Origin of the sequence: Propionispora vibrioides (assembly GCF_900110485.1) — a bacterium.
Classification (GTDB): domain Bacteria; phylum Bacillota; class Negativicutes; order Propionisporales; family Propionisporaceae; genus Propionispora; species Propionispora vibrioides.
The window spans coordinates 142,694-159,858 of sequence record NZ_FODY01000005.1; the positions used below are offsets into that span (position 1 = coordinate 142,694).

Consider the following 17,165-nt stretch of genomic DNA (forward strand, 5'->3'; position numbering starts at 1 on the left):
CATGAATTAAATACATTCTACGAAATCCACAGTAATACCTTTTTATAGAAAAAGTACTTTCAAAAAAAGAGAACACAAACCGTGTTCTCTTATTTTTTTACAGCCGCCATAACTTCATTGGCAAAATCATTCGCTTTTTTCTCGATACCTTCACCAAGTTGGTATCTGGTAAATCTTCTGATGGAAATATTTTCACCAATTTTAGAAATGCTTTCGGTCACCAATTGAGAAATTGTTTTGTCCGGATCTTTGATGAACGGTTGTTCCATCAAACATACTTCCTTATAAAACTTCTCAACACGGCCGACAATCATTTTTTCAACAATATTAGCCGGTTTTCCTTCATTTAATGCCTGAGCCCGCAGCACTTCTTTTTCGTGCTCAATGATTTCAGCCGGCACTTCTTCCCGTCTTACATAGCTGGGATTCGCGGCAGCAATTTGCATGCCGATATCTTTGGCCAACGCTTTAAATCCTTCGGTTTTTGCCACAAAGTCGGTTTCGCAGTTAACTTCTACCAGTACGCCAATCCGTCCGCCACCGTGTATGTAGGATTCCACCAAACCTTCGGCTGCCACACGGCCCGCCTTTTTGGCCGCAGCGGCCAGTCCTTTTTCCCGCAGGAAGTCAATGGCTTTATCCATATCCCCCTGGGTTTCGTTGAGCGCCTTTTTGCAATCCATCATGCCTGCGCCTGTACGCTCGCGCAGTTCTTTTACCATTCCTGCTGTTATCACGTAAAATCCTCCTGTCTACTAGTAAAGGTAAGGGTCATAACCATACCGCCCCTTACCTTTAGTGCCGTGCATCACTTACATATTTGGACAAGTTCACAGCCTTTTTCCGCCCTGTTTCGTTGTCGTCGCCTCACATATTTCCGATATGCGCGGCTCCTCCGCCTCGCAGGACGAAAAAATTCTTGCGAACTTGTCTCAACCGTAAGTAATACACGGCACTATGTTAAAATTACTCAGCTGCAGCTTCAGCTGTCTGCTCGCCTTGACGACCTTCCAATATGGCATCAGCGATTTTGCCGGTTAAAAGTTTAACAGCTCTAATCGCGTCATCATTACCAGGAATCACATAATCTACTTCGTCGGGGTCGCAGTTGGTATCTACGATCGCTACGATAGGAATCCCCAGTTTTTTCGCTTCCGCAACGGCAATACGCTCTTTGCGGGGATCAATGATAAATAAAGCGCCGGGAAGTTTCTTCATGTTCTTGATACCACCAAGGAATTTTTGAAGTCTTTCCATTTCATGACGAAGAGCAATGACTTCCTTCTTCGGCAATACATCAAACACATTGTTGGCTTCCATATCTTCCAATTCTTTTAAACGGTTAATCCGTTTTTGAATGGTTTGGAAGTTAGTCAACATGCCTCCCAGCCATCTTTCATTAACATAATACATATCGCACTTGCTGGCTTCTTCCTTGACAGCCTCCTGTGCTTGTTTTTTGGTGCCCACCATCAGAATGGTTTGACCCTGTTCAGCGATTTCACGTACGAAATTATACGCGTCCTCTACCTTTTTAACGGTTTTCTGCAAATCGATAATGTAGATACCGTTACGCTCCGTGAAAATGTACGGAGCCATCTTGGGGTTCCATCTTCTGGTTTGGTGTCCAAAGTGTACACCTGCTTCTAAAAGCTGTTTCATTGAAATTACTGACATAACATGCCACCTCCTGTTAATTTTCCGCCGCATTTCGCATCTTTTGTTTTCACCATTGATAGAGCATTAATGGCACAGTACAAAATTGAAATGCGTGTGTGATTTACACCAAAAATTAGTATACCATAACTCTTTAGGCAGAACAAGTATCATTCTAGATTTTTCATGTATATTATGCAAAAAAACCTCACTTCTTATTCAGTTGCAACACCAGCATGATTTCACCTTTGCCCATGCCCACTGCTTTGGCTATCTCGGTAACATTAAAGCCTTGTTCGGCCATGGCGACAATAACTTTGTGCTTATCCTGCGGAATAGGTCTCCCCTTGGATTCCATCGCCGGAGCCTCCGGCCGGGGTTGTTCCTCCTGTCTGTCTTTCGCCGGCTGAAGGCTGTTTTGCTGATACAATGAGGCGGCCCTTGCCGGCGGCATAAAGGATATCTCAGGAACCGGAGAGTCACCCTTTTCGTCCTGGACATCCCTCGCCACTTTGCTTTCCAGCAGTTCAATCTTTTGATCGGCTTCCTTCAACAAGGCCTCCAAATAGGCGATTTTTTCCTCCAACCGCCAGATTACGTTATCGGCCGTCCGTTCCAACCGCTCCTGCAGTTCATTGGCCGGGGTCTGGGCCTCCACGGAAAACAACCGCATAACCAAATCTCTTTTATAAAAAATAAAAAATACAAAAAAAAGAAGTACTGCTATTGTAACCATCGTACTTCCGGACATAAAACCACCTCTAATCACTGTAAACTTCGCCCTGCCATGTCTTGCATACTTTTATCAGGTTTTTATATCAATCGTATGCCCCCGCACGGGATCATCGGCAAGCAGCTCATCGTCTTCCGGTTGGCCGCTCCCGGGCGCGCCGCCACGGGAAGAGTGCCCGCCGCTTGGCTGTTTTTGCCCTCCCCGCTCACTAACTCTGCCGCCTTCGCTTTTCGGTGTATGTTGAATTTGCTGTTGCCGAGCAGTAGATAGTTTCTGCCATTCCGCTGCCGATTGTTCCGATGCAACCACATTTTGCTGATTGATGTTGTTCTGATTTTTGGCAACTTCCGTCGTGCGCGGAATCAGTACTTGCAGGTCCATAGGCCGTATGTTCACGTTCCCCACCTCACAAGCTAATACTTAATACTTTGTCAGCCTTAAAAGGTAGGATCATGGCGAGGTTATTTTTCGCAACTCAAGGGGGAAAGATGCGGAAAATAAAAGCCAATATTCACTGGATTAAGGCTGATAAGATGCTATTTATTTGAAAGTTCCGACTCTTATCTCACCGTCTTCGGCAAATAAACAGGCAAATTGAACGGTTTCCCTGATCGGCTTAATCAAGGTCCCGATAATAACTTTTACACCGGGATAAAGAGTATTGGCCACCTTAATCCGGCCCGCCTTCATTTCTTCCAACGCCGCTTCGATTTCCTCCCAGCGTTTGCGCATATTACCAAGCTGCCCTACCAGATGAAATTGAGCTTTGGTCAGCTTCAGCATCATTTCCCGTTTATCCTGTGTCATCGTATTCTGGTTCATTGCTTTAAGAATGGTCAGCGCCTTTTGGGTCTGATCCAGACTGACCTCCACCTTGCGGATTTCCGTACGCAAATTCTGGTACTCCTCCCGCAGAGGCGGATTGACACCAACCTCCAGTTCCGTAGGTACCGCCATATGATTCCCCACATTCTGCGCCCGGATTTCCTCCCCAGCCGAAATGGTTCCACCGGTAATCAAACCGCGTTTTCCTTCCACTACAACCTTCTTGCCGGCGCTGACCCGGGAATGTAGAATAGCCTCACTGACCTGTACCTCATTGCCGGCACTGACCGTCGCATTTTCAATAAACTGAGTAATCAGATTTTCCCGGGCATGAATGTAGCCGCGGCTCATTCCCTGAATACCTCTCTTAATGATAACGTTTTTTCCTTCCACAATCCCGCCGCTGACCGTACCGGCCACATCTACATTGCCTTCGGCCTTTACGAAAAAACCCGGCTGCACTGAGCCACGAATATTGACGCTGCCGACGAATTCAATATTGCCTGTCGAAAAATCCACATCCCCTTTTATTTCAATAAGCGGAATGACACTGACCTTTTTATTGACAATCTGTACCTGACCGGCGATAGAAGCCACCAATTGATTAGGCTCTCCCACTTCCACGTTTTTCCCCATCGGCAGCAGCAAGTCTTTGCCCGGTTTGGCCGGCAACACCTGTCCCAGCACGTTAATGCCTTGTTCACCCTGCGTGGCCGGATATTTCTGAGCAAGCAAGTCGCCCGGCTGCACCACAGTAAACAGATTGAGATTTTTAAAATCTACCCGGCCATCCGCCATTTCCAGCGGACGGCCCTGGCTTTCCGTCGACACAAAATACTGTATATATGCATTATTCCCATGTATTGGCTGCTGACCCCGGGCAAAAATAATTTCCCGTCCAGGCTGATTAATGGCTGTATGGATAGCATCGGCGTCAACGCCAAAGGTTACCCCGCTTTTAGCGATTTGCTCCATAACTTTATCCTGCAGCGCCGGTCGCACTGGTCCCTGCACCTCAATCTGCAGGGTAGCCTCCATCTTATCCCGCGAAACCAGCACGCGAATAACCGGTTCAGCCTCAGCCGGAGCAATCAGGATGCTCTTCCCGGCTGCCTCCCGGATCACTTGTTGAACCAATACCTTGTCACAATGGTTTATTTCACGTTTATTCAACTCTTCAAAAATCAATGCTTCATCAACCGGCACACCACCATCGCGAGGCGGGAATACCGTCAAATAGCAACCATCTTCCTGTAAAGATACCTGAAAGTAGCCATCGATCGAATTTTCTAGAACATTTACATTCTCAGACATAGGACAGCCCCCTATTATTCATGTCTCACAGCAAAGAGGCCTTCAGGCGGGAAAGTGCACCGCGCAAACGAAAAATCGCTTTTGTATGAAGCTGAGAAATTCGGGCCTCAGTTAAATTCATAATGTGACTAATTTCCTTAAGGGTTAACTCTTCATAATAATAAAGGCTAACTACCAATTTTTCCTTTTCCGGTAATTTAGCAATACTCTTGGCTAAGGTTTCCTTCACTTCTTCCGCTTCAATATGCTGGGTGGGGTTTAACAATTGGGCCGGCATAGTCTCAGCCTTAGCAAATTCCTCCAGTGGGATCACCGTTGTGGCATTGAGCTGACTTAGCAAGGTATGCATATCTTCGAGTTTAACACCCAGTGCCCCGGCCACTTCCGCATCGGAAGCCGATCGCCCCAGACTGGCCTCCAGCTTGGCTACCGTTTGTTCATATTGCCGCGCCTTCTGCCTCACCGTAGCAGGCACCCAGTCCTGCGCCCGGATAGCGTCCAATATGGCCCCCCGTATCCTGGTAACCGCATAGGTCTCAAACTTGATGCCTCTGGCCAGATCAAACCGTTCAATCGCATCAAGCAGACCGAAAAAACCGTTACTAATCAAATCATCCCTGTCCACATGAGAAGGCAGGGATATGGCCATCCGTCCGCCAACCACCTTAACCAGCGGCAAATAGGTTTCGATAATTTTTTCGCGTATATCGGGCTGCCTGTTTTTTTGGTATTCCAGCCACCATGTATTGATTTCCAAATCACCGCTTTGGCTTTTTTCTCTCATAACGAGCTACAACCCCCAACTACTTCATTCTATCTGCTTTTTTATAATCCGTGCCAAGTTGTCAGGAGTAAACGGAGTAAATGGGGCGGAAGACGAAGCCTCTTCTTGTTCCGTATGAGGCTCACCGGGCATAGCAGCATCGTGAATGCCGGAATCAGAGGGCGTGACCGCCAAACGGGATAGAAACTTTTCCCCAATACTGCCAATCACATAGCCGGCTATGCCAAATACAACCAGGGATATGGCAGTACGGTACAATAAGGTTAGCGGTCTGGCATCGTGCACAAAGCCAATTATAACAGTTAGGGTCCCTACAAGGAGTGCCAAGCAAGCCGCAAACTTTAGCTTGAACACCTTCATCCCCCCTTGACTACAATTCCTTTTCACCTTTATCAATCGTCTTGATCCGGTAGATACCGGATTCCAGTTTCAGTTCTACCGTACGGCCATAATTGCCGCCGGTATCCTCGGCGATCATACGAACGTCGATCTTCCTTAAAATATTCTTAACAGCTTCCGAATTTCTTTCACCTACCCGCATAATGTCGGTAGCATTGGCAAAGGTAAACATTTGCGCTCCGCCGGCAATTTTTGCGGTAATCCGGGATTTGCTAGCCCCCAGCCTTAACATTTCGTCCAACATAAGCGGCAGCGCCGTATCGGCAAACTTAGCCGGATTCTCAGTAGAACGGGCTTGGGTGCTGTCCGGCAGCATAATATGGGCTAACCCGCCAATTTTACTGACAGCATCATACATGGCAATCCCTACGCAAGAACCAAGACCATAGCTAATTAAGCTGCTGGGATTCTTGCCGGTCTTATAGTCAGCCATGCCGACTTTAATTAACTCTGACATTATCCCTTCACCCCTATTGCTGCCATAATGGTGTCTAGCGATCCAGGATCAGGAATAAGGAAGAAGTGTCCTTTAACGCCTTCTGTCTCTGTCGTAAACTCGGTTTCAATGACTAACGCATGGTCACCCATCTGTCCTAACTGAATTAAAATGACACTTAATATAGCGCCGGCCATATCCATAGCCAGAGCGGGAATGGAAGGAAGCAAGGTCAATTTGGTAAAATGCGATAGGGAATTTAAATAGGCACCTGCCAAAATATTACCAATTTCCATAAGCGCCGACTCATCCATCGTACTTAATGACTTGGTATAGCCACTCTCACGCCCCATGAGCATATCCACCAAATAAAAAGCGCTTTCTCTGGGCAACAGGAATAAAATGCTGCTCGGCGCCGGACCAAAGACCCGTAAATATACACCGGCCACCATGGCATCCGGTCCGCCAACCACATCCGGCACATCCCCCAGCGGCATGATCGCAACCTGCGGGACCGTCATGTCAATCTTCCGATTTATAATTTGCGATAGCGCCGTCGCGGAATTTCCTGCGCCTACATTGCCAACCTCCCGCAGCGCGTCAAGCTGCATAGCTGACAATTTCAAAATATCTTCGGACAATACTGCCACCCCACTTAAATAACTAGAGCCGCTGAAAAGACTCCATTACATATCTTGATTAATACCAATAATCGCTTCTAAATTCAGTAAAATCATCAAGCGGTTCTCCAGCTTGCCTACGCCGCTGATATAGTTGGTCGAAACCCCGCCGACCGCTTCCTGAGAAACCTCGATCTGCTCCTGATCAATTGCCATAACTTCCGAAACGGCATCCACAATCATTCCCACGGCAATTTCATCCACCTTAACAATGATGATCCGGGTATCATCGGTATAATCCTGTTCCAGCAGGTCAAGCCTGGTCTTTAAATCAATGACGGGAAGAACACTGCCGCGCAAATTAATGACACCTTTAATATACTCCGGGGTATGCGGAACTCTGGTAATATCGGTCATCCGTTTTATTTCCTGTACCTGCAAAATATCGATACCATACTCTTCCCGCCCCAGCTTAAAAGCAACCAACTGGACTTCGTTGCTCGAATAAGTTGCCGCATCAGCAGCCATCATTTCTGTTGTCATACCTGCCGCCTCCTTTCTTTACTATTGCATCAATGAACCGACATCAAGGATAAGAGCCACCTGGCCATTACCCAAAATCGTGGCTCCGGCAATGATTTTGATGCCGGCCAGTAACTTGCCTAGCGATTTAATAACAATCTCCTGCTGCCCGATTAAATTGTCCACAATAATTCCGGCACGCTGATCACCCATATGTACGATAACCACAAACAGCTCTTCCGGTTCCTCACCGGCCGATGTAGGTATATTCAGTCTGTCATTTAAGCGGACGATTGGAATAATCTGCCCCCGCAACAATATGACTTCCTTGTTTTGGATGGTTTTAATATCACTGGGTGTGATATTGATCGTACTGTCGATCGAGCCCAGAGGAATAGCGTAAATTTCTTCGCTTACTTTCACCAGCAGGGCCTGAATAATCGCCAGCGTCAGCGGCAAACGGATTTTAAACCGGCTGCCTTCGTTCACTTTGGTCTCTACATCAACCATGCCGCCTAACGACTCGATCTTATTCTTTACTGCATCCATGCCTACACCCCGGCCGGATACATCGGTAACCACTTCAGCAGTGGAAAATCCGGGCAAGAAGACTAAACGGACAGCTTCGTTGTTATCCATTTTGTCAACTTCCGCCTGGCTGAGTAGTCCTTTAGACACTACCTTCTGTTTGAGCGCGTCCGGATTGATACCGTTGCCGTCATCCTCAACCATAATGATGACATTGTTTCCCTCGTGACGGGCAATCAGGCGAATTTCACCAATGGGGTCCTTGCCTTTTGCCTGACGGGCTTCGGGCTGCTCAATCCCATGGTCAATCGCATTGCGCAGCAAATGGACCAGCGGGTCGCCAATTTCATCAATAACCGTACGGTCCAGCTCGGTTTCTTCCCCTTGAATAATCAAGTTGACTTCCTTGTTCAGATCGCGGGAGAGGTCGCGGACCATTCGCGGAAAACGGTTAAAAACCTGGCCGACGGGCACCATCCGCACTTTCATAACCACAGCCTGTAAATCGGTAGTCACCCGGTCCATTTGCTCGATTGTTTCCACTAAGTCGGTTAAACGATGGGTCAGTCCAATCTGTTCCAGACGGGTCTTATTGATAACTAATTCCCCTACCAGATTAAGCAGGTTGTCCAATTTGTCAATATCCACCCGGACCGATTGGCCACCCTTTAGTTTTTTATCAGCATGGGCCGGTACCGCAACTGATTTTTCTTTCTTTTCCTCCACCAGCGCTTTGACCGCCGGGTTAGGCTGTGCCGCTTCCTTGGCAGGAATAGCTGCTATTTGCGCTGCCGGTTCCGGCTGAGCCTCCGTCAAATCACAGGGCCTTACTTCCACCGTTTCAATTTCCGAGATGCCAAGCACCATCTGCTGAATTTTGTCAGCTTCGGCATCAGTCACCAGGATCACCTGAAAACTAAGGCCAAAATTTTCTTTTTCCAGATCTTCTACCGGAGGCGTACTTTTAATGACATCGCCTAACTCTTCCAAGGCGCTCATGGCCATATACGCTCTGGCTGATTTTAACAGGCAGCCTTCGCGCAGTGCAATATCAACACCGACTGTCTGCAGCCCTTTGGCCTTAGCCTTTTTAGCCACTTCCAGTTCAGTTTCATCAAGCACCACATTATTGCCGGCAACCGGCTCAACCGGCTGCACAGCTTCCGCCACGCTTTCCCCGCTGGCAATCGCTTTAAGCTTAGCAATCAGCGGCTTGATATCCAGTCCATTTTCATCCCCGCTCGCAATGCTTTCCACCAGTTGCTCCAGCGTATCCACACATTTAAAAACCGTATCAATAATTGAATGATCGGCTTTTAATTGACCTTTCCGCAATAAATCCAGTACATTTTCCATTTCATGGGTAAGTTCAGCAACCGTGGTGAATCCCATGGTAGCCGACATACCTTTAATGGTATGGGCACTGCGAAAAATTTCATCCAACACTGACAAGTCACTCGGATCATTCTCCAGATCCAGTAGGCAGCGGTTCAGGGTTTGCAGATGTTCACGCGATTCTTCTAGAAACATTCCCATATATTGACTGAGATCCATCATTTACACCTCCGTTGAAGTTGTAGTAGCTATTATTTAGCGAGAGATCTAACAATTTCCGACGCAATGGCCGGAAGTGGCAGGACTTTATCAATAACTCCCAATTCTATGGCCGCCTTGGGCATTCCAAAAACTACAGAAGTTGATTGATCTTCAGCTATCGTATACCCTTTTTGCTGCCTGATGGTTTGCATCCCTTTGGCCCCGTCATGGCCCATTCCGGTTAGGATGACGCCGACCGCTTTGGCGCCGTATAGCTTGGCTACCGATTCCAGCATCGGATCAACGGCCGGACGATGACCGCCGATTGGCGGATTCTGAGCAAGTTTGACTACCTTCCTGCCACCTTCTATCTCCACCGTCATATGATAATCACCGGGAGCAATAAGCACTAATCCCGGTTTGATGACATCATTATGCTCCGCCTCTTTTACAGTTACCGAAGATAACGAGTTCAAGCGTTCCGACAGCGATTTAGTAAAACCGGGAGGCATATGCTGGACAACAACCACACCGCAAGGCAGGTTGCCTGGAAGCTTTGTAATAATTTCTTGCAAGGCCCGCGGACCACCGGTCGAGGTACCGATTGCCACGATACGCTCCTCGGAGACAGCCGGATATTCCGGTGTTTTAAAGGAAGCGGGAGAAGCGACCGGTCTTGGAGGCGCAGGCACGGCACTAAAAGGCCTTCGGCGCAAATTCTGCACATTTACCTGAGCTGCCGCCCGGCATTTATTTATAATTTCAGTACCGATGCCCGCCACACTGGATATAGGCCCGGCGGTTTTGGCCACAAAATCAACCGCTCCCAAGTCCAGAGCTTTCATGGTGGCTTCGGCGCCATCTCTTGTCAGACTGCTAACCATAACTACCGGTGTGGGGTTTTCCCTCATGATGATTTCTAAGGCTGTCAGACCGTCCATAACCGGCATTTCCACATCCATAGTAATCAAATCGGGTTTAAATCTTTTTATTTTATCAAGAGCATCTTTGCCATTGCGTGCCGTATCTACTATAAAGTCCGACTCAGCGGAAAATACATCGGATAGCAATTTTCGCATAAACGCAGAGTCCTCAACAATTAATACTTTAATCATGCTCAAATCCACCCCATCCCGTTAAAACTACACTTCTTTCTGCCGCTGTTCCAACTGTTTTCTGAAAATAAAACGAATCAGCCGGTTTCTTATGGGTTCTGCAATATCCAAAAATCTAACACCGATCCAATATAACTGCCGGTCATTCTGCGGCATATCCAATCTAACCACATCACTGGCAATTGTCCAGGCTTCCTGTTCGGGAAGCTGGAGCTGCACATTCAGTTTGGTGCCAAGCTTAAGTTTGTCCTGACTAATCAGGCAAACGCCGCCGCCGCTGATATTCTTAGTCAGCAGATCATGCAAAGGCGCGTCCTCATCCTGTTGTTCAGATACCACTTGGATTTTAACAGGTAAGACAATATCCAACCGGACAAAGGAACGCTGCTGTACTTTAGTAATATTGGTAGGCAAGGTTAAGATCCAAACAGGCAACGGCGATATCCTCTTGCCTGTAACGGTGCTTTGAAATTGATACACCTGGCCGTTTTCCACCACTCTGCCCCAGACGGTACTTCCATTGGGAATAATGATGGGATATCCTTTGCTCATCGGCATAGCAATTGTCATGGCCTCGGGAGTCATATCCTCTATGCGGCTATAACACTCGGCTATACTAACCTTTTCCGGTAAAATCAAAGTCAGACGTTGATTTATCTTAAATACTTCTTCTTCTAAAATAAGGATTCCTCCTTGCCGTAAAAAATTACTAAAAATTATCAAATAATGTCAAATATTCGATTAAAAAAGCCCCTGATTCCTGTCAGCACACTGGGACTGCCGGTATACAGCAGTTTTCGCGCAATGCTCTCAATACATTGGGAAGCTACGCTATCCGGGTAAGCAAGCAACACCGGAGTTTGGAATTTTACCGCCTGACGCATATTGGTATCTTCATAAACCATACCCAGACTATGAAGCTGCAGTCCTAAAAAGCGTGTAGCCACGGTATTTAGCCGCTCCGTCACATCCCGTCCCTCCTGTGAATCGAGCACCCTGTTCACCACCAGCCGCAACGGCGAACTCCCCCGCTGTCCGGCATACACCTTCATCATTGCATAAGCATCGGTCATCGCCGTCGGTTCAGGCGTCGTAATAATAATCACTTCATCGGCTGCAATGACAAAGTCAAGCACATTACGACCGATACCTGCGCCTGTGTCAACTAAAATGATGTCTGCCCAATCTTCCAGGGTACTGAGTTGACTGAGAGTATGCTGTATTTGAACGGAATTCATGTTAGCCAGTTCATATACTCCCGATCCGCCGGAAAGGAAGCGTATGCCTCGCGGTCCATTTACCGTGACATCTTCAATATGAATACGGTCTTCGACCAGGTTCAGCAAATTGTAAGTGGCCGGACAGCCCAACACCACATCTACGTTGGCCATCCCCAGGTCGGCGTCCAGCAAAACAACCTTCTGGTCCAGACCGGCTAATGCCAAGGCCAGGTTTACGGTAAAATTCGTTTTCCCCACACCGCCTTTACCGCTTGTCACAGCAATGACACGGGTCTTAGCCCGGTTTTTGGCCGGCAAAGGCGTGTGATTGGCAAAACGGGACTGCTGAACAATCTTTCTTAATTTTTCTGCTTGATCCCGCATAGCTTACTCCTTCAGTATTAAATTCATTAACTTACCGGGATCGGCCAGTTCAATATCATCGGGAACATTTTGGCCGGTAGCCACATAGGAAAGGGTGACCGGAAACTGATATAGTAAATTGAGCATGGTACCGATATTCCTGGCTTCGTCAAGTTTGGTGAATAAGAATTTTTGAGGTGAACAGCCGGAAAAGTTATGAACAATATCCAACGCCTCTTTATATTTCGTAGTCATACTTAATACCAGATGCACTTCGATATAAGGATTAATTTCCAGCAAATCCTGCAGTTCACCCAACTGGTACTGGTTTTTGGGGCTGCGGCCCGCCGTATCGATAAGAATCAGCTGCTTGTCCTGATGCCGCTGAATAGCCAGCTTCAGTTCGTCGGGGGTATAGACAATTTCGATAGGAACGCCGATAATATCGGCGTAGGTTTTTAATTGTTCAACCGCTGAAATCCGGTAGGTATCAGCCGTAATCAGCGCTACCTTATATCCTTCCTTAATGGCAAAATTGGCAGCCAGTTTGGCGATGGTGGTCGTCTTTCCCACACCGGTCGGCCCGATAAAGGCTACCGTCTTTGTTGCATTCGGCAGGACTGTAATTCCTTCAATCCGTTGCAGATAAGTGCGCAGAACTTCCAGGACAGCCTGATCCTCCGTAAAATGTATGCCCGCCGGAAATTTCGTCTTGGCAGCTTCCCTGACCAGTTCGGCTGCAATCTGTCCATCAATGTCGTTTTGCTCCAGCATGGCAAAGACGGGCGATTTTTTTTCTTCCTGGAGCGGAATCTTATGCAAAACCTGTTCCAAGAGCTTACGCATCGTACCGAGTTCCAATTGTACCGCCGTCATTTTAGAATCACCGTCAGTGAGGACAGGTCTGGCCGGAGGCATTTTGACTTCCGGCACCGGAACCATTGCCTGTGCCGTTGCTTCCACCCCGGCGGTAATTTCAATCACTTCCTTGCCGAAAAAACCCATCACTCCGCCCTTTTTCAACCGGCGGGTGTGAAGAATGACGGCATCACGGCCTAATTCACTTTTAATTTGTGCCATACCTTCCTGCATGGTGGCAGCAGTAAAAATTTTCACTTTCAATTATACTTTCACCATCCCTAACGCCTGAACTTCCACTTTAGGTTCTAATTCCGCATAAGAAAGTACTGTCAGTGTCGGTGCAACCCGCTCCGTCAATTTGCGGAAATACAATCTGACCGCCGGGCTAGCCAGAATAAGCGGCTGATAGCCCATATTCGTTAATTTTTGCAGTTCAGTATTCAAATTTCTGATCAACACTTGCATGGTATTAGGATCCAGCGCCACAAAGGAGCCACGCTCGGTACGCTGTACGGAAGATGAAATTTTATTTTCCAACTGAGGATCAATCGTCAAACAGGCCAGCGTGTCATTGGGAGCATATTGCCGGGAAATTTGCCGGGCCAGTGCATGCCGCACATATTCCGATAACAGTTCGACATCCTTGCTTAAGGCTGCGTAATCGCACAAAGTAGACAAAATAGTTACCATATCCCGAATGGAAATCCGTTCCCTCAACAAATTGGCCAGAACTTTTTGTATATCACCAACTGACAGTAAATTCGGCGTAAGTTCATCAACCAATGCAGCGTTATGCTGTTTTACCCCGTCAAGCAGCGTCTGCGTCTCCTGACGACCCAATATTTCCGCCGCAAAGGTTTTAATCACTTCAGTCAAATGAGTGGCCAAAACAGAAACCGGATCGACCACGGTATAACCGGCCAATTCCGCCTGCTCCCGGTTGGCCTCCTGAATCCAGAGCGCCGGCAGGCCAAAAGCAGGTTCCACTGTCTCAATGCCGGTCATTTCCTCAAAGACGGTTCCTGGATTCATCGCCATATAATGATCTAACAAAAGCTCGCCTTTAGCAATTTCAATGCCCTTCAGCTTAATTACATACACATTGGGCTTGAGCTGGATATTATCGCGAATACGGATGGTAGGGACAACCAGGCCCATTTCCAGAGCGCACTGGCGCCGGATCATGACAACCCGGTCCAACAAATCACCGCCCTGCCCTACATCTACCATGGGAATTAGACTGTAGCCAATCTCCAGCTCCATTGGATCAACCTGCAGGAGCGAAACGATATTTTCCGGTTTGCGGACCTCTTCTTTTTCTTTTTCTTCCTGATTATCAATCTCTTGTTGCGCAACCGATCTAACATTTTTATGCAATGTATAACCAATAAAGAATAGAATAATGCCGAGCGATAAAAACGGTATGCCCGGCAGCCCCGGAACAAAGCCCAGTAGCAGCAATACTACGGAGACAATAAAGAAGACGCGTGAATTAGCAAAAATCTGGCTGGCAAGATCATGCCCCAGGTTCGACTCGGACGCGGCCCGCGTCACGACAATACCGGTAGCCGTCGATATTAAGAGGGCCGGTATCTGGTTGACCAAGCCTTCCCCCACAGTCAGCAGCGTATAGCTTTGTAGCGCCTGGAGGATTTCCATATTCCGTTGCCACATGCCAATGACAAAACCGCCGACGATATTGATGATAATAATAATGATAGCGGCAATGGCGTCCCCTTTAACAAATTTACTGGCTCCATCCATGGCGCCATAAAAATCGGCTTCCTGCTGAATGTTCTTGCGGCGCTGTCTGGCATCGGCATCACTGATCAAACCGGCATTCAAATCGGCGTCAATGCTCATCTGCTTACCGGGCATGGCATCCAGTGTAAACCGGGCAGCTACTTCGGCGACCCGCTCCGCGCCGCGGGTAATAACAATAAACTGAATGATGATCAGCACCACGAAAATAATAAACCCGATAACGGCATTACCGCCGACAACAAAGTTACCGAACGCCAGGATCACATCACCGGCATAGCCGTCAAGCAGAATCAATCTTGTGGAAGACACGTTCAAGGCTAACCGGAACAGGGTGGTAATTAACAGCAAAGAAGGAAATACGGAAAATTCCAGAGGATTGACCGTATACACCGCCACCATGACAATCACTAGACCCAAGGTAATATTCAAAGATAATAATAAGTCCAAAATCAGGGTCGGCAGCGGAATAATCATCATAATAACAATTGTGATTAATGCCACAGCTACAAGGATATCGCTATATTTTAGTATTTTGGCAAACGGAGATGTTTGTGCAACCAAAGTTCATCACTCCTTCTGCGGCTTGGTCACAAAGTAGATTGTAAATCTAAGAAAGACGTTTTTTCAAACGGAACACATAGGCCAGCACTTCGGCAACAGCCTGATACAGGTCCTGGGGAATGATCTGCCCAACTTCAGCGCTGGCGAACAAGGTCCGCGCCAGCGGTTTGTTTTCCACAATAACCACGCGATGCTCCTTGGCGATTTCCTTAATCCGCTGGGCGATCAAATCCTGCCCTTTAGCCACCACCGTAGGAGCAGGCATTGACTTATCATATTTCAGGGCAACCGCGAAATGAGTCGGGTTGGTAACCACGACATCAGCCTTCGGCACCTCCTGCATCATCCGACGCATCGCCATCGCCCGCTGTCGCTCCCGTATTTTACTTTTGATCGCCGGATTACCTTCCACCTGTTTGAATTCTTCCTTGACTTCCTGCTTGGTCATTTTCAGACTATTCTTATGCTCCCAGCCTTGATAGAAGTAATCCAGAGCCGCCAGAATAATCATAACAGCAGAAATTTGATAAACTAAATTCAAAACCAGGGAAGCAATAAATTGCAAGGAATCAAACAAGTCAACACTGACCAGTTTAGGCACCTGCATGGTCTCTTGGACGGCAAAGCGATAAATAAAATAGCCGACAATGGCAATTTTGATGCATGACTTTACCAATTCAGCCAGAGAACGTTTGGAAAACATCTTTTGCAGAGCCTTTGCCGGGTTAAAGTTCAATTTATCGAAGGAAGGGATCAGCGGCTCCAGCGAAAAGAGAAACCCGACCTGGAGAAAATTCACCGCTAATGCCGTAATCAGCACAACAAACATAATGGGGAAACAGACCTTAATAAAGACAATACTGGCTTCAATAAACAAATGATGAATGCTGTTTATCGTAAAATCAGCATTTCCATAGGAAAAAAGCAATACCATAAAACGGGTTAGTTCACTGTACATATAAGAGCCAAAACCCTTAAGAGCCAAGAAGGCGGCCATCACCACAAAGACGGAATTAACTTCCATACTCTTGGCAACTTGACCCTTTTCCCTCGATTCCTGCTGTCTTTTGGCGGTCGGATCTTCGGTCTTCTCTTCATTGAAAAGCTGTAAATCCAGCTGTTTCAGCTTATAACCCGGCTGTCCGTCATCTAAGCTTGGATAGCAGGTGATACATGTCGCTGTACATTCCATTAAATGCCACTTCCAAAAAAAGAATATAAAAAGGCAAGGCTAACGATAAGGCAAAAATGCCGATAATAATCTTACCCGGTATACCTACGACAAAAATATTCATCTGCGGCATCGTTCGCGCCAGTATCCCCAGCGCCACATCGGTCAAAATTATGGCAACCAGAACGGGCAAACTAATTTTAAAAGCCAGGATAAACATATTGCTGACCAGATCAACAAAGATTCCGGCTAACTGCGGCTGTAGCTGCACCTGGGTTAGCGGAACCATCCGGAAGCTGGAAAAAAGAGCCGATAACAGCACATGATGTCCGTTCACGGACAAAAATGTAAGCAGCGCTAAAATATATTTAAAATTCCCGACGAGGGGAATTTGTTGTCCTGACATGGGATCAATTGTATTGACAATACCAAAACCAATCTGCATATCCAGCAGATTGCCTGTCATCTGCACGGCGTGAAACACCATAGAACAGACAAAGCCAATCAGCAAGCCAACAATAAATTCTTTAAAAACAAGAAATACATAAGGCGGTATTTGTGCCGGGATATGCATATCAGCCTGAAAGACCAGTGGAAAAATAACATAGGTCAACGCCAGAGACAGACCGGCCTTCGCATAAGCTGGAAGATTCCGGCTGCCAAAGATAGGAGCCGCCACACAAATTCCACTCATCCGGGTAAAGATCAACAAAAATACCCCGACCTGATTTTCCATCATGGAGAATATGTCCAACTG

18 protein-coding genes are annotated in these 17,165 nt (G+C 47.2%); all 18 read right to left on the reverse strand.

Features of this window, described 5'->3' with window-relative positions; all coding sequences use genetic code 11:
- Positions 1-89: 89 nt before the first annotated feature.
- Complete coding sequence (gene tsf / locus BMW43_RS06300) at positions 90-737, reverse strand: translation elongation factor Ts (RefSeq protein ID WP_177173477.1); 648 nt, start codon at positions 735-737, stop codon at positions 90-92.
- Positions 738-966: 229 nt separating this feature from the next.
- The gene (gene rpsB, locus BMW43_RS06305) at positions 967-1,677 is read right to left on the reverse strand and encodes a 30S ribosomal protein S2 (RefSeq protein WP_091744886.1); all 711 of its coding nucleotides are present in this window, start codon (positions 1,675-1,677) and stop codon (positions 967-969) included.
- A 187-nt stretch (positions 1,678-1,864) separates the two neighbouring features.
- Complete coding sequence (locus BMW43_RS06310; protein ID WP_143050577.1) at positions 1,865-2,329, reverse strand: DUF6115 domain-containing protein; 465 nt, start codon at positions 2,327-2,329, stop codon at positions 1,865-1,867.
- Positions 2,330-2,461: 132 nt separating this feature from the next.
- Positions 2,462-2,785, reverse strand: a complete 324-nt coding sequence (locus BMW43_RS06315; protein ID WP_091744890.1) for a hypothetical protein — start codon at positions 2,783-2,785, stop codon at positions 2,462-2,464.
- Between the two features lie 144 nt (positions 2,786-2,929).
- Entirely contained in the window at positions 2,930-4,528 is a 1,599-nt protein-coding gene (locus tag BMW43_RS06320; protein WP_091744892.1) for a flagellar assembly protein A, read from the reverse strand.
- A gap of 25 nt (positions 4,529-4,553) precedes the next feature.
- Positions 4,554-5,312 (reverse strand): FliA/WhiG family RNA polymerase sigma factor, encoded by a 759-nt coding sequence (locus BMW43_RS06325; protein ID WP_091744894.1) that lies wholly within the window; start codon positions 5,310-5,312, stop codon positions 4,554-4,556.
- Positions 5,313-5,336: 24 nt separating this feature from the next.
- A complete protein-coding gene (locus tag BMW43_RS06330) occupies positions 5,337-5,666 on the reverse strand; it encodes a hypothetical protein (RefSeq protein WP_091744896.1) in 330 nt (109 codons plus the stop codon).
- A gap of 16 nt (positions 5,667-5,682) precedes the next feature.
- Positions 5,683-6,168: a chemotaxis protein CheD gene (locus BMW43_RS06335; RefSeq protein ID WP_091744898.1), complete on the reverse strand. Its 486-nt coding sequence runs from the start codon at positions 6,166-6,168 to the stop codon at positions 5,683-5,685.
- A complete protein-coding gene (locus tag BMW43_RS06340; protein WP_091744900.1) occupies positions 6,168-6,788 on the reverse strand; it encodes a chemotaxis protein CheC in 621 nt (206 codons plus the stop codon). Before BMW43_RS06340 ends, BMW43_RS06335 begins: the two co-directional genes overlap by 1 nt.
- A 45-nt stretch (positions 6,789-6,833) precedes the next feature.
- Entirely contained in the window at positions 6,834-7,310 is a 477-nt protein-coding gene (locus tag BMW43_RS06345; protein ID WP_245732244.1) for a chemotaxis protein CheW, read from the reverse strand.
- Between the two features lie 21 nt (positions 7,311-7,331).
- Positions 7,332-9,371, reverse strand: coding sequence for a chemotaxis protein CheA (locus BMW43_RS06350; RefSeq protein WP_177173484.1), 2,040 nt, complete (start codon positions 9,369-9,371; stop codon positions 7,332-7,334).
- A 32-nt stretch (positions 9,372-9,403) separates the two neighbouring features.
- On the reverse strand, positions 9,404-10,468 hold the full coding sequence (locus BMW43_RS06355) for a protein-glutamate methylesterase/protein-glutamine glutaminase (protein ID WP_091744903.1): 1,065 nt from the start codon (positions 10,466-10,468) through the stop codon (positions 9,404-9,406).
- Positions 10,469-10,495: 27 nt separating this feature from the next.
- Positions 10,496-11,191, reverse strand: coding sequence for a flagellar brake protein (locus BMW43_RS06360; protein ID WP_091744905.1), 696 nt, complete (start codon positions 11,189-11,191; stop codon positions 10,496-10,498).
- Positions 11,188-12,072, reverse strand: a complete 885-nt coding sequence (locus tag BMW43_RS06365) for a MinD/ParA family protein (protein WP_091744907.1) — start codon at positions 12,070-12,072, stop codon at positions 11,188-11,190. The genes BMW43_RS06360 and BMW43_RS06365 overlap by 4 nt, the downstream gene beginning before the upstream one ends.
- A 3-nt stretch (positions 12,073-12,075) precedes the next feature.
- Entirely contained in the window at positions 12,076-13,167 is a 1,092-nt protein-coding gene (gene flhF, locus BMW43_RS06370) for a flagellar biosynthesis GTPase FlhF (RefSeq protein ID WP_245732250.1), read from the reverse strand.
- 6 nt (positions 13,168-13,173) lie between these two features.
- The gene (gene flhA, locus BMW43_RS06375) at positions 13,174-15,237 is read right to left on the reverse strand and encodes a flagellar biosynthesis protein FlhA (RefSeq protein ID WP_091744910.1); all 2,064 of its coding nucleotides are present in this window, start codon (positions 15,235-15,237) and stop codon (positions 13,174-13,176) included.
- 46 nt (positions 15,238-15,283) lie between these two features.
- On the reverse strand, positions 15,284-16,429 hold the full coding sequence (gene flhB / locus BMW43_RS06380; RefSeq protein WP_091744912.1) for a flagellar biosynthesis protein FlhB: 1,146 nt from the start codon (positions 16,427-16,429) through the stop codon (positions 15,284-15,286).
- Entirely contained in the window at positions 16,383-17,162 is a 780-nt protein-coding gene (fliR, locus tag BMW43_RS06385) for a flagellar biosynthetic protein FliR (RefSeq protein ID WP_091744914.1), read from the reverse strand. Before fliR ends, flhB begins: the two co-directional genes overlap by 47 nt.
- Positions 17,163-17,165 lie beyond the last annotated feature (3 nt).